Source organism: Candidatus Uabimicrobium helgolandensis (assembly GCF_041508025.1).
GTDB lineage: Bacteria > Planctomycetota > Uabimicrobiia > Uabimicrobiales > Uabimicrobiaceae > Uabimicrobium > Uabimicrobium helgolandensis.
Map to the genome: position 1 here is coordinate 2,734,518 of NZ_CP165719.1, position 14,062 is coordinate 2,748,579.

Annotated in this window: 10 protein-coding genes; 2 read left to right on the forward strand and 8 right to left on the reverse strand. The window is 34.1% G+C overall.

The window, feature by feature from the left end:
* Positions 1-101 precede the first annotated feature (101 nt).
* From UABHE_RS09910 to UABHE_RS09925, 4 genes are all read right to left on the reverse strand, one after another.
* Positions 102-365, reverse strand: a complete 264-nt coding sequence (locus UABHE_RS09910; RefSeq protein ID WP_372370101.1) for a hypothetical protein — start codon at positions 363-365, stop codon at positions 102-104.
* A 219-nt stretch (positions 366-584) separates the two neighbouring features.
* Positions 585-1,217, reverse strand: coding sequence for a hypothetical protein (locus UABHE_RS09915; protein WP_372370102.1), 633 nt, complete (start codon positions 1,215-1,217; stop codon positions 585-587).
* A gap of 10 nt (positions 1,218-1,227) precedes the next feature.
* Complete coding sequence (locus tag UABHE_RS09920; RefSeq protein WP_372370104.1) at positions 1,228-3,660, reverse strand: serine/threonine protein kinase; 2,433 nt, start codon at positions 3,658-3,660, stop codon at positions 1,228-1,230.
* A gap of 12 nt (positions 3,661-3,672) precedes the next feature.
* Positions 3,673-4,944, reverse strand: coding sequence for a TMEM143 family protein (locus tag UABHE_RS09925; protein ID WP_372370105.1), 1,272 nt, complete (start codon positions 4,942-4,944; stop codon positions 3,673-3,675).
* A 381-nt stretch (positions 4,945-5,325) separates the two neighbouring features.
* On the opposite strand from UABHE_RS09925, the gene UABHE_RS09930 reads away from it, so the two are divergent.
* Positions 5,326-6,738 carry a neutral/alkaline non-lysosomal ceramidase N-terminal domain-containing protein gene (locus tag UABHE_RS09930; RefSeq protein WP_372370106.1) on the forward strand — a complete coding sequence of 471 codons (1,413 nt, stop codon included), beginning with the start codon at positions 5,326-5,328 and terminating at the stop codon, positions 6,736-6,738.
* 323 nt (positions 6,739-7,061) lie between these two features.
* Here the strand turns inward: UABHE_RS09930 and UABHE_RS09935 are convergent, their stop codons facing one another.
* Positions 7,062-7,883: a hypothetical protein gene (locus UABHE_RS09935; RefSeq protein ID WP_372370107.1), complete on the reverse strand. Its 822-nt coding sequence runs from the start codon at positions 7,881-7,883 to the stop codon at positions 7,062-7,064.
* A gap of 345 nt (positions 7,884-8,228) precedes the next feature.
* The gene (locus tag UABHE_RS09940; protein ID WP_372370108.1) at positions 8,229-8,927 is read right to left on the reverse strand and encodes an IS200/IS605 family accessory protein TnpB-related protein; all 699 of its coding nucleotides are present in this window, start codon (positions 8,925-8,927) and stop codon (positions 8,229-8,231) included.
* A gap of 157 nt (positions 8,928-9,084) precedes the next feature.
* On the opposite strand from UABHE_RS09940, the gene UABHE_RS09945 reads away from it, so the two are divergent.
* Positions 9,085-11,760, forward strand: coding sequence for a HEAT repeat domain-containing protein (locus tag UABHE_RS09945; protein WP_372370109.1), 2,676 nt, complete (start codon positions 9,085-9,087; stop codon positions 11,758-11,760).
* Positions 11,761-11,851: 91 nt separating this feature from the next.
* Here the strand turns inward: UABHE_RS09945 and UABHE_RS09950 are convergent, their stop codons facing one another.
* A complete protein-coding gene (locus tag UABHE_RS09950) occupies positions 11,852-12,880 on the reverse strand; it encodes a tetratricopeptide repeat protein (protein WP_372370110.1) in 1,029 nt (342 codons plus the stop codon).
* Positions 12,877-13,983: a hypothetical protein gene (locus tag UABHE_RS09955; RefSeq protein WP_372370111.1), complete on the reverse strand. Its 1,107-nt coding sequence runs from the start codon at positions 13,981-13,983 to the stop codon at positions 12,877-12,879. The genes UABHE_RS09950 and UABHE_RS09955 overlap by 4 nt, the downstream gene beginning before the upstream one ends.
* Positions 13,984-14,062: the final 79 nt, after the last annotated feature.

Below are 14,062 nucleotides of genomic sequence, written 5' to 3' on the forward strand. Positions count from 1 at the left end.
CGAAAAAGCATTTTGAATAATGACAGGTCCCCGTGTAATAAAATCAAAGTGGTGAAAATTTGCTCGCTCAAAATCTGTCAATAATTACTCAATAATAGACCTTAACTGTATCTAAAATTGAGAATGCTGCTGCGTGTAATTTTTTCACCTTGGCATTTGCGAATAATTTCAGGATTGCAAACAATTTTTGGTCGATGGTTTACTAGGTTGACTATCGAGCAAACACCTTTAATAAAACGATGTTTTCCTCTATATCGTCCAATAACTTTTAATCTCTCAGCCATTCCCCAATAACCTCCATAGATATAAACTAGTTGGCCTTTACCAAAACTGTTAGTTGCTTTAGATACATTTGCCGCAATCAACGGAATTTCTTTGGTTTTAGTATTGAAATGTCTATTGCGTTATTGATAAAAAACTTTTTTATTATTTCATCAATTTTTAACTGATATGGAGAAGACTTCATTGGCAAGATTTCCTTTATGGTTTAGATCTACATTTTTAGTTTTAAAGGTCTGGCTCAAATGCGAATAAGCCATAAAGTTCACGACACTTTCTAAAAAGTAGTATTCAAATTTTAAATCCTATTTTTCTGTCATAATAGCAGTTTTATTATTGAAATATAAAAACACAGCACAGCAAATAAAAATAGGAATCGCCATCTCCAAACACTCTTCTGCGTATCGAAAAATACTTCTTTCGTCCATTGTCATATCAATAACCAATGATTTACGCAGTATTGACTTCACCGTCTCTAGCAAATATGAAAAACTAATTATCAATAAAACAGAAAAGATTGCTCCCATAAATTTTTCTTGGGTTTTAGTTATTAATATAGGGACATAGGTCAAACACAAATATAAAAAATAAAAACCACAAAAAATTACAATTATTGCCGCCATTAACTTTACTTGTATTTGTTCATTTGACGCAAAATAAAATTTTATTTTTAAAACATTTCCCGATACTAATGATTTATGGCAATCAAGTTCTCTAGCCACAAGCATCATAGAAACAGCGACGACTTGCAGTAGGAATAGTTTTCTATAAAAATAGAAATAAATCAAAGTTACTAGAATTGTTATGAAATATAATACAACCGTAATATTTTCAATTAAACCGTGTTCTTGTGAAAGGTATCTCGTTTTAGTAAATGAAAATGGAACAATTAAGCCAATAGAAAAACAAAACAATATTAGCCATAAGTATTTATTCATAATTCACCAATTAATATTTGATAAGATTTATATTAAAAATTCTTTTGATTTTTCGTCGATTTTCATAATTTTTAGCTTGTTTTAAATTGTCCAGCTTTAAATTAATATCTCTATCTTTGATTATATATTCACTTCTTAAGATTTTTGGTAGTATAGAGTCAAAATAATCGAAGAGAAACATTTGTTTTTGGTTAATTTCAATTGCCATCAAAGAAAGATTCTTAATTTTATGTTTTGAATCTCCAGAAAAACTTAATCTCCAGCTTTTAGCGTATTCGCGTTCAATTTTAAACTTATCTGAAGTATTAGAAGAGTATATTTGATCGAGTAGCTCTGCAGATAGTTGGGGTTGCCTTGCAATAAAAGAGGCTAGTTTTCTATACCATTCAAACCAAGACTCTAAATATATCGAATTACTATTGTTAATAGTTAGCGCTTTTTCTAAAAATAACTTCCATTGAAGAAGATATTTTTTTTGATTTTGAGAATTCGAATCTTCTCTACGTAACTCTTGATAAGCCTTTGCAACCAAAAAATAGTATTTAGAAGAAGCATTAGGATTTTTTTGAATAATTGATTTCAAAAATTGAATATTTTTCTCTAAAAATACCTTTTTATTCCGTACTTGATATATATTTCCAGGATTTACATAACTAAAATAAGCGGTTAATAAATTCTGATTCTTAATTTGTACTAGTTCTCGTCTTTTTTGATTATCAATATAAAGTTGTATTATGTACTGGTCCTTTTTTACTTCATCGTTATCTATTTTTAGAGAACATGCTTTTGCCAAAAATGCTTTTTCACAAAAAGGATGTAAAGAATGCTCGATTCCTATTTTTTTATACAAAAAATAAAAATCACGTAGCTGTTCACTATTAAACTCTCCTCGGCTATCGAAAATCTTTTGTAATAGCTCAATGGTCTTGTTTATCAAAAAACCATGATGATGTAAATATTTGTTTTCTGAGTCAGAAAAAGGTGATTTTAAAGTAACATTTAGCATTTTTAGCATAACACCATAAACTTCTACAAAATTATCTCTTTTGTACCATCCAGAGTTTTTATTTTGGAGTAGTAGTATTTTTTTTACCATTTCTCCTGAGGAAATTTTTTTGGCGGAATTAATTTCTGCTATAACTTCTTTAAATTCGTTTTGATATGAGTAAAGACTATTTTCTAACGTTTTTATTTTTTCTTCTTTTACCTTTATTTTTTTTTCTTTTGCTTTTATTTTTTGAATGTTTTGTATCGAAAATATTCCCAACAAAACGATAACCGCAGCAGCCAAATAAAAGTGATTAAAAAAGGACTTCTTTGAGCGAACAGTTCTCTTGCGAATTGGAATTTCTTGCCCGCTTAGAAAGCACTCTAGGTCTTCGGCCATATCCATCGCCGAAGTATAGCGGTGGCTTTTATTTTTGGCCATTGCTTTTGAACAGATTTTTTCTAAATCTTTCGACACTAGAGGGTTTAGAGCTGTCGGTGGCGTCGGTTCTTCATTGACAATTTTACGCATAACGGCAAAGTGTTGGTTCCCAGGAAAAGGAAGACGTGTTGTTAGCATTTCGTACATCGTAACGCCTAGTGCCCAAATGTCGGTTTGGTTATCTATTTCTTTCCTTTGGGCTTTTACTTGTTCTGGGGCCATGTAAGAGGGAGTTCCTAGCATTGCACCTGTTTTTGTCAATTTGGCGTTACCTTGAACTTCTTTTGCTAACCCAAAGTCCATTAGTATGGGATTGTCTTTCTCCATCATTATATTGCTGGGTTTTATATCGCGGTGGATAATTTTTTTACTGTGAGCGTAATCTAATGCTCTTGCTGTTTTTGCTACTATTTCAGCGATTTTCAGCATCGACATTTTTTGAGGTATTAGGTCTGAAAGCGGTGCGCCTTCTACATACTGCATCGAAAGATAAAGATTTTCGCCGCTTTGTCCAAATTCATATATTTTGATTATATTTGGGTTATGTAGAAGTTGCATTGCTTGTGCTTCTTGAAAAAAACGCTTTACAGCAATTTCGTTGTTTGCAAGATTGGGTAACATTGTTTTTAAAGCTACTTGACGATCGTGCTTAGTGTCATTTGCCAAGTAAACGCTTCCCATCGCACCTTGGCCTAGGGTTTTTATAATTTTGTATCTGTCGACTTGATCTTGCGAAATTTTTAACTCTTCTAGCTCAAAAGCACTTTTCGCCATTTGTTTTTTAGGTGGCTGGTCGTGAGCATGATGTTGCGTTTTTTGGACAGAAGAATTGATACGCTTTTTTAAATCCATCCACTGTTCCGTCATCATATATTTTGAAAGCATTTCCTCAAAAGGCACTTCCAAATTTTGTTGTTGCAACTTTTGAACCGTTGCAAAAATTTCATTTGCTTGTTGTGGAGATAAGTATTGAGCTTCGATTGCTGTTTTTAGTATTTGCTTGTAATCGACCATTTTGCCACCTAATTATTCATTGTATTGGAAGTAATTATCCCAAAGATAATCTAGTTTTTTACAACCCTCAGTTATCGAAATTGCCTTGTAAACTGTATTCTCTCCTTCTCCTTCTTTAGTGCACAATCCTAGTTCTTCTAGTTTTTTAAGTGCATCATCTATTTCAAAATCTATGTGAATTTTGTGTTTTTCTTGAAACCAACTTTCTATACGGTCATCTAGCTCTATTTCGGTAATACCTTGTGGATTTTGTAGTAAAAAATAATAGCTTAGCATTACTTCTTTGCACTCTTCTTCTTCAGCAGAGTCTACTAAATGGTGGAATACACCAGCATTATTATCTAAATTTTTGAAATATAAATTTTCAGATAACGTTTTCATAAATTCAATTTTGCGCGAACGATATTTTACCCATTGGCGCCAAGCATAAGCTCCTATACCTAATAATGCAGTACCAGCAGCGATAAGTGCTGCTATCTGTGCCGAAGTAATTGTAGAAAAGTCACCGCTTGTGGCTAATATATAAAAAATACTAATTAAAAGCGGAAGTGCATAAAGAATTGTTCCACCTTTGGTTAAAAGAATCCCCAGTCCACCTAGAACGGCAGGAACACCGATGAGAAGTTTATCTTTTAAGCGCATGCGTACTTTTGTGTTTGGAAATAGCATTTCCATATCCGCTTTAGGTATGTTACGAAATAATTTAACGATCATTGTGCCTGGTTTAAAAAGAATGTCGTTTTTATCTTCTACTTTTATATCTTCTTTTTCGCAAAATTTTATAAGCATTGCTATGCGTTTATAAGTAGGTACTTCTATAGTTTTTTTCTTCATATTCCAACGGCGAATTACTACCTTGTTCGTTACGTCACCGCGGCAAAACAGCAAGCATTTGTCAAATTGATCGAAGTCGACAAAAAGACTTATTTTAAACAACGATTCTTTTATGAGGGCTTCTTGTAACTCATCTTCTTCTATTTTCTTATAGTTTGCATCGTTGAGTACTTCACTAAAAAGCTTCTCAAGCTCATCTTCTGATTTTTCTAGTTCTTCCGCTTTATAACGACGAGATTTTTGAGTATCAATGTCAGGATTAAAAGGATAATAGCATTGTTTCATCCTTTCCAATTTTTCATGGAATTTGAAATGATACACACTTTCTAGTATACGACAAAATCTTTTAAAATCCTTTTGACTTTCTGGTGAAATATCTTTAGTTATCATATTAACTAATTCAAATTTTTGATACGGGATAAATCTTTCGCGGTCGTTGTACGTAGCCATGTTACGCCTCTCTAGAGAAATTCATTGTTAACGCAATTTCAATTTTACAATATCTTTATGGATTTACCTAGAGCCTGTCATCAATTAGATATTAATAACTATCGTAATCATCACCCTACCATAACTGCGACCAAATATTTTAGGTATTTCTTGAAAAAAATCGTCGTTGTTCGGTTACGATTACAGTAAGATTACAATCGCGAATTTTTCAACATAATGTTTTAATTGATAACAGGCCCTAGTGTATAATAAGTCATTTAAGGCTTATATTGAAATACGCAGTATGATTTATTGTAAGACAATACTAAATATTCCAAAGCTACACATATTATATAAAAAAAAAACAACGGGCAATCTTTTTTTTTAGTTAGGAGACAAAGAATGCGTAGTAGGATGAAAATCTTTGTACTTGGAGTTTTTTTATTTGGATGTTCTGGAGGATATAAACAGCAGCCTGTTGTCGAAAGAATGACTCTTTCTCAGGATTATGCTGAATTGTATTGTGGAACGAGTCGCGTTGCACTTACTCCCTATAAAAATACATCTATGGCTGGCTATGCACCGGGGAATCGCATAGCGTCAGGAACATATTACGATAAAGAGCGTGAACTGTTTCATCATCTTTACAGTCGTGCAGTTGTTCTTCATAATAAATTGGAGATTATGCCAAATAAAAAATATATGGCTTATGTATCGGTTGATTTACTTATATTAACAGATGAATTAACAGCACGCGTGCGTAAAAAAGTAGGGCAAGACACCGTTGTAAATTTATGTGCAACTCATCCTCATTCAGCTATTGGTGGTTATTGGTGTTGCAATTTACCTTCTATTGCGATGGGCTCTTTTGATGAAGAAAATCTACAATATCTCGCCGAGAAGATTTCTCAAAGTATATTAGAAGCCAAAAATAAATTAAAACCAGCGCAAATTGGCATTACTTATAGTAAACTTGAAAACACCACGAAAAATAGACGCCGCAAGAAAGACCCTGTCGACACAAGATTAACGTTAATGCATATTAAAGACAAGAACAACGAAATTATGGCAGATATGGTGTGGTTTGCAGGGCATCCTATACTTATGCCTCCAGAACTTTGGAAATATTCATCGGACTTTCCAGGAGCATTTGCACGTATTTTAGAAAAAGAACAACCTTCTTCTTATGTGGCTTTGTTTTTTCAAGGAGGGCTTGGAGATGTCACCACAAGACCTCCAAGAGATCTTTGGAAGCATATCGAAGGGCGTGTGCCTCAACGCATGGCCAAAATAGAGATTATGGGAGAGCTTATTGCCAATAAGGTAAAAGAAGCGCGAAAAGAGATACAACTTTCTTCTTCTGTACGTTTACAACATTATTCTCCACAGTTTCTGTTGGGAAATGTCAATGTTAATGCTATTCCCGATTTTTTGGTACCGCTAGAAATTGTCGGACGTATTTGGGTAGATTGGGGATACATGCCAGAGAGGTCAAATTTAGAAATAAGCACAATTGACAATAGCTTACACAAAATAGCTCTCGCCAATTTCCCTTTCGAAATTTCATCAAAATTGACTATCGATTTACGCAAAAAATTAGAACAACACTACGATATAGGAATTGTAACATCTCTTGCAAATGGTTGGTATAGTTATTTAATGCACTCTTATAGTGCAATGTGGCCACCTTCCGGTCCTGAGTATATTGAAAGTTTTTTTGATCCAGGTTATGCTGAAAGCGTTATGGACTACGCTTATAGGGTTGCTGCACAAATGAGTGATAATAAAACTCTTAAAGCCAAAAAAAATCACTAATAGATTAGGACACACCTTTTAGTTGTTACCAGCTAAGGTTTTGCAATGCCTTTTCCTAAATCGTAGCGTACACCATTAACCTTTTGAAGGTTACCATAATTGTGAAAAGTGCAGACTCAAAACTGAATAACTAATTCATAAAAGTCCTGATAATAACTTATTGAAAGCTGGATGCTGCTAACGTGGCACGTCCGGTTTGGAGGAGAGTGATTCGTTATCCAGCTTTTTTTAGAAGGGACGGGTCACTTATCCTACATAATTCGTCCGCAACAATCCCAACCATGGAGCGCTTGAATTTACCCACCCCGTTGCAGAAAACGAAATTAGTCTATCATATCATCTAAATAATCATCAAAATCTTCGAAAAATGCTTTGGTTGCATTTATGTCTATAGTATCTTTCAATTCCTCTACAAGCTCTTCTAATCTCTCTTCGAATTCTTCATTATCCTTTTTAGCCCTTTTAATTGCTTGTACATCATTTTGGAACTCATCAAAAATATCAGAAAGATCCTCTAACCTTCTTTTGTAAGTGCCATCAAGCTCTTCACCTGTTCCTTCGAGAGACCTAGCTCTTTGTAATATGCTAGATAAATCTGAATACGCCCCATTGATCTGTCCGAAAAGATCTTCATCTGTCCCCCTAATATATTCCTTTAGGTCAATTAGATATATTTTCATTTCCGAGAAGAGTCTATGTATCTCTGTGAAATCTTCTCTAATTTGTTTTACAACCTTTTTTAAAAGAACCTTCATTTTTTGTGTTTCCGATATAAACCTACGAATAGCTCTCTCTTTTGTTTTGTCATCATTTCGTTTAGCTTTTTTGCTAGCTGCTTTTAATAGGTTTTCGAATTTTTTTAATTTTTTCGTGAATTTTTTTACGCTATCCATTAACAAATTGTAGTTATTATCACTACTCTTCTTAAGATATTTCTTCCACTTTTTTTTCATTAGTTTTAAAAGTTTTGTTACTTTTTTTCTTTCTTTCCAAAAAGCGGATTTAGGTTTATCTTCTCCTGATTCTTTTTTATAGTTTTCCTGAGCAGACTCCCAACGTTCAGAAACTGTATCACCAAAGGTAGGAATGCAAAAAACCACAAAGATAGAAAGTAATAAAATCATTAAATTTCTATTTAAAAACATAGATAAATTCCTCTTAATTTTTAATCGTTGGATAAAAACATTTAACTAGGGCGCCTTTGCCCCTAGTTTAAATAACACCATATTTGTAAAGCAATATCAAGTATCAAATAAACACGGTGCCTGATAATTGTTGACGATTAGTGATTTTGCCGCGTTTTTTCCAAATCCACCAAGTACAATTTCTATGCAACGGATTTTCCATGTTAAGAAGTTAACGGGTGCGGATGTACCGTTCCTATTAAAACGCAAAAATCTAAAAAGATCTAAGACGATCACCAAACAGTGCTGCGATCGATTACCGCTAGAGAGTTGCACTCTAGAGGACAAGTAAGAGGACAAATTCGTTTAAAAAGGAAGATGCCGAGAGCAAAAAAGAAGTTCAACTTGTCGTTCTCTGTCAGAGACGGCGAGTTTGAGAAAAGCTTTCCAGGGTTTCCAGACGTGACAATGTCTATCCACAGGTAAACATCGGGCGGTTCTGGTGGGAAAGCGTTCCGAAAAATTTTGTGCGCGGCGAGCAATAACAAGGCTTGCGGAAAGATGTGTACTGATTCCAAAAAAATGTGCAAATTTATAACGACCAATAACACTGGTGAAGGCTGGATTTACTTCGATAATTTCGACACCGTTTTTCATAGCTTGACTTTTGATGAGTGCAGCAAATTTACTATAGGCAAAGGAAGAGATCATTCTTTTATATTCTGTATTTGACGACGAGATCAAGTTACTTTTCTTTTTTGAGAAATCTAGTTTTTCAATAGCAACAGGTTTTTGTTCTTTCACAGCACGTGAAATAATTTGTTTGCAAGCTTCAGCAAGAGTTGCAGTCACTTGATGACAAGTGCGATCTTGAATGAGAGTATGTATTTTTTGATGATGGACCAAGTTACCATGCCTGTTTGTTTCAGCAACGGCTATATGAGAATGATTTAAGTCAACACCGATAGCTCCGAGATTTTTGTTGGTGATTATGTCGACTTTTTTGTATTTTGTGGTTACAAACAAATACCAATTTTCTTTCTTGCGTACAAAACGGTAGTTCATTGCTTGGTTTTTTTGTAATGCGTAGAAAATAATATCTTGTTTGTAGCTAAACTATCTTTTTATCTAAAAACCTTAACGCTATTAGTCATGGTCGCGAGTTTTTAGTATAATGTTTTAATTGATAACAGACTCTAAATTATCCCACAAGGAGAAAAATTTGAAAACAACGTATTTGTTTTTGTTTTGTACTTTATTTTTAGTTGCATGCTCAAAATCTCAAGAAGAGTACATAAAAGATTTAACGCATGAAGATCCACACATTGTTACCCAAGCGGTTAAATCATTAGGAGAAATAGGAGTAAAGGCAAAATCTGTGATTCCTCAATTACTTTCACTTGGACTCAGTAAAGATTCTTCTATTCGTGCTGCAGTACAAAAAGCATTAAAACAAATAGATGTAAATTGGTTTGAGTCACCAAAAGCCCAAGAGATGATTCCAGAATTAGTAGATGCCTTGGACAAGGATGATCTACGAGAAGATGCCACTGTGCTTTTAATCGCAATCAATCATTCTAAAGCAATACCTGTTCTTGTTGATGCTTTGCCTCAAAAATACACACCTGAAGGGCAAAATGCCTTGTTAGAAGTATTAAAAGGTTGGGAAAAACATTCTAAACAGGTTATTCCTCATATGATAAAGCTACTTATGACTAGTAAAGATTATGCAATAATAAATAGTTTAGGAAATGGTTTATCAAAAATTGATCCTAGTTGGCGAACATCACCTGAGTTGAGAAAATTTTTTCCAGATCTTCCCAAAAAAATCTTCGAAGAAAAAGAATATAAATATACCAAACATTTGTTATCGCATATAAACAACTGGCCAAAATTTCCGCAAACGAAAAAACTTATCCCTTTTTTAATCAAAAAATTTTCAAATAAAAAACTTAAAAGATTTTCTCATGAGGAGTGGGAACATCGCACAGCGTTTAAAATGCTCAATGCTATTGATCCAAATTGGTATCAATTAGAAGAAACAAAAGCTTGCATTTCTGATCTAATACAAGGTTTAGCAAGTAAGGACATACACTCCATCGTACTAGCGGCTTTAAATAAGGTAAACGGTGATTGGAAAAAGCACCCGAGTGCGAGAAAAATCATTTTGGACATCATTCCACAACTACCTGTGGAAAGTACTTTTCTATCTTTTGCAAAAAAATCTTTTGATGAAATAGATCCCAATTGGAGAAAATATCCAAATGTCAAGCCTGTAGTTATTGCTTTAGGTAAAAGTTTTATTAAAAATGAGTGGTCGCGTAAGGAGACTTTAAAAGTGTTGTCTATTATTCAGCCAGAAATAAGGGAAGCTATTCCTTACCTGATTGATAGATCTATCCAGATAACCGGTGATGATCCAAGACAATTAATAAAACTATTAAGTAATTTTGATGACAAGGAGATTATTGATTATATTCTTCGATATCTGAATCCATATTATTCGTCATCAGTGATCAATACTTTAAAAAAGAAAAAAATTGATTGGAGTATGTTCCGAGAACTAATTCCCAAATTTACGCAAGGACTAGTCTTTTACTCTGGAAGCATGAAAGCTTATGTGGAGGAAGTTCTACCTCAAATAGACCCTAATTGGATTTCTTCTCCTGAGGCAGAGACAGCTATTCCCTCCATTATTGAAGCTTTATGGAATGTCGATAACAAAATACACTCTAATGCTAAACAGTTTTTAACCAAATTTAAAAGCAAGGCAACAATTGTAATGTTAACAAAGGCTTTCTTTACAAAAAGAGAGTCTAAGCCAAAATATCAGGAGTATAGTTTTAAAACATATGATTATAAAGATGTAAATATTGAGTTTATAAAGCAGTTATTAAATGATATTGATCCTAAATGGGCGAGCTATGAATTCACTCAAAAAATTCTTATTCTTGGCTACGCAAAACGGTTACGCTCTCATGCTGGTTATCCAAAACAAATAACGATTCTAGAGAAACTAGCTAAAATCAATCCCAACTGGAACAAATCACCATTTGTAGAACCAGCAATCCCCTATATCGCCGAAAGTCTTAAAAGTGATGATTGGAGCTACCGATGTCATATACTGTATTTATTACTCGTAATTGGTCCAAAATCAGTGGTCGTAATTGATGCAATTATAAAGCAAGCCGCTGATCCGAACAAGGAGGTGCGCAGAATGGCAATGAAAACCCTAGTTGCTATCGAATCTGAAAAGTGCGTTCCCACCTTGGTCAAAGGTTTCTCAGATAGACAAAGTCAGTACAATATAATCCAAGGCCTTGCAAAGCTTGGTCCAAAAGCGCGAATAGCTTTACCAAAATTGATTGAATTTACTTGTAATGAACCAACAGTTATCTACCGTTCGCTTGCAATTCAAGCATTAGAAAAAATTGATTCAAATTGGCGACAATCACAAGACGCAGAACATAACATTTCTCTTTTAATCAAATCTTTATTAAACGATAGTGTAAAAGTTCGAAATAAAACCAAAGATACCTTAGATATTATCGATAGTAGCTGGCAAAAACGAGAAGCCACCAAGAAACTCGTTACCCAATTAATAGAGAACTTGGGAAAGTCAGATTCTAAGTTAAAAGCTATAGATATATTAGGAAAGCTGAAAGAAAGTGCTGAGCCGGCAGTCTATCATTTATTAATGGCACTTGTTGATCAAAACGAAGAAGTTAGAGCAGCAGCAAAGATGAGTTTGGAGGCAATACCTAACTGGTTTGTTCTTAGCGAAGCGAAAAAAGCAATCGTGTATCTAAAGGAAGCTTTAACTCGCGATGACAAAGACATAAAGTACTATGCAAATTTTGCTTTAAATAAATTGGAAAATCCCAAGATTAAAGAATAATCCTCTATTTCTTGTAAGAGATCAACTAATAAACAGTAAAATTGTAGCCGTTATAAAACGGCTACAATTTTAAACCCAATGTTAGACTATTTTACTTAATTTCGTAAAAAAATAACCATTGGTAGCTGTATTTATTTTTTGTTTCTGTGTATTTTTGGAGATTTTCTTTTACTGCAACATCATTTTTTTGCGCCTCATAGATAGAAGCCCGCAGCTGATAAACTGCCGCTGGACGCTTATCCGCAGCGATAGATTTATTAATATATTCTAGTGCTTGCGGATATTTTTTCTGAAATAGAGCGATACGCGCTTTCCAAAAAAACTGAGTGGATTTATCAGTGTTTTTTTCGATAATCTTAGCGACACGAGCAAGCTTCTGGTCTTTTAATTCTTTATCTTTTAGATAGTTTTGGGCAATCATTGCAATGTAAAATGATGGGTATGGGTGATGTATTTCTTCTTTTGGGTTTTGTAATATATTTTCTAGCTTTTGTAATAAATTTAACGCTTTTTGCGGCTGCGATGCAATAATCAAGCGGATAGCTTTCACTACTGATGGTTCACTTTCTGGTGTTGGAAACTTTGTGGCAGCTTCAGCGTAAAGATCAAATGCCTCTATTTTTTTATTTAGTTTTTCAGCTATCTTTGCTGCTTCGACAAAGTATGCAGGCATCTCTTTTTCGCGTTCCAAAACAAATTGAACATCTTTCCATGCCTTTATGTTTTTTCCTAGCGCCGCATACACCTTACCGCGCCACAAAATAGCATGTTGGATTGGCGGAACATGACCGTAGTTCTGACAAAATTCCTCTGTCAATAGCTTATTAAATGTTTTTATTGCTTCTGAGTATTGTTCTGTATTTACATACATTTGCGCCATTCGTATGTACAAATTAGGTAAAGTGCTCGGTTGTTGTCCCATGATAGCAATAGCTTTTTTTATATGTGAAATAGATTCTGCGTATTCATTTTTATTTTCGTAGTAGTGAGAACAAACAATAATCGCTTCTACATCTTGAGCATTCTTTTTCAATCGCTTTTGCATTTCGGCAAAAACCTCAGGAGTAACAACATGTGCTTGTAAGCAGCCTAACATTAGTATTGCAATAAAGAGTCTCATACTATTTCCTTTAGCGTTTTATTTTCCCGTAAACAACGTGATAATAACTGTACAATATCAACATTTTTTTGCATTTGCTCGCGCATAATTGCTGCTGGCGGAAACTGAAAACGTTGACGCAACAGAGCTTCATACTCGCAAGTGTCTTTTTGTAGAAGCATATCAAGTATTTTTTGCGCATAAGTAGGCAAATCGATTTTTTTTTCGCGGATTAGGATGTCCGCACTATTGCCATACAAGGTAGCTTGATGAACATTATAACGCAGCTCATCTTCATTATGAGTTAGAAGCGGCCATAAGTCATCTAATTGTAAAATTATTTTTCGTATTAAATAAGTGATCGCCATCGTTGACTTTACACACTCTTGGGCGTCAATACACCTTATTTCTAAGTATTCAGGATAACCACGCTGTTGATTGAAACGCACAACTTGATTGGTAAACAGTTTGTAGAATCCCCATGTAGAACCACGATATTCACTTACTATTTCCTGAGGTGTTAAATTATTTTGTGTAAAGAAGAAATTATTTTTTTCTGTGAGTTGTTTTTGCGCTTCACTAATAACTTTTTCTAATGACTTACTGTACTGTGTTAGACTGTGTAGAGGAAAAGTACCTGCCAAGCAAACATTGGACTGGATCCCCAAAGAATGAATTAATTGTTGTCTACGGTTCCACACTTTCACCAAACGTCCGTGTATACAAGGCGAAAGTGAAAAAGCATATATAAAAACCGGCGCAAGTCCAACTAAACAATTGTATAATTTTGTATGCAATTCTTTATTGCTAGTGCTTATATTTATGTGGTCAGCTGCGGTATAACGCATAAGAGCGTCTGCTGGAAAAACAATGTTAAATTCGTTCCAGAAGGCATTTTTTCCCATCTGTTCTTCGTTTTGAAAAATATCAAGATCTGGATCATCCTGCCCTTGATAAGTTCCGCAGCTATGGACATAACACTTAGGGATACTATCAAGCAAATTTAGAGTATTTTTTTGCAAATTTCTAGCTGCGTCCTCAATAGAATATTCTTCTTTGCCTTCCCTTGTACGCAATTCAAATAAATTTGCCTGATACTCTAAATCACCTCCGCATTTCTGCAACTTTTCGCAAAAAGATTTATCTTCTTTGAGATTATATGCTTTATATGTTTTTAAATGTTTACCTACAACCCACAGTTCT

Excerpts from the sequence above, each read along its gene's own strand:
- UABHE_RS09920 (WP_372370104.1), bottom strand. The coding sequence starts at position 3,660 with ATGGTCGATTACAAGCAAATACTAAAAACAGCAATCGAAGCTCAATAC.
- UABHE_RS09915 (WP_372370102.1), bottom strand. The coding sequence starts at position 1,217 with ATGAATAAATACTTATGGCTAATATTGTTTTGTTTTTCTATTGGCTTA.
- UABHE_RS09935 (WP_372370107.1), bottom strand. The coding sequence starts at position 7,883 with ATGTTTTTAAATAGAAATTTAATGATTTTATTACTTTCTATCTTTGTG.
- UABHE_RS09940 (WP_372370108.1), bottom strand. The coding sequence starts at position 8,927 with ATGAACTACCGTTTTGTACGCAAGAAAGAAAATTGGTATTTGTTTGTA.
- UABHE_RS09950 (WP_372370110.1), bottom strand. The coding sequence starts at position 12,880 with ATGAGACTCTTTATTGCAATACTAATGTTAGGCTGCTTACAAGCACAT.
- UABHE_RS09930 (WP_372370106.1), top strand. The coding sequence starts at position 5,326 with ATGCGTAGTAGGATGAAAATCTTTGTACTTGGAGTTTTTTTATTTGGA.
- UABHE_RS09925 (WP_372370105.1), bottom strand. The coding sequence starts at position 4,944 with ATGGCTACGTACAACGACCGCGAAAGATTTATCCCGTATCAAAAATTT.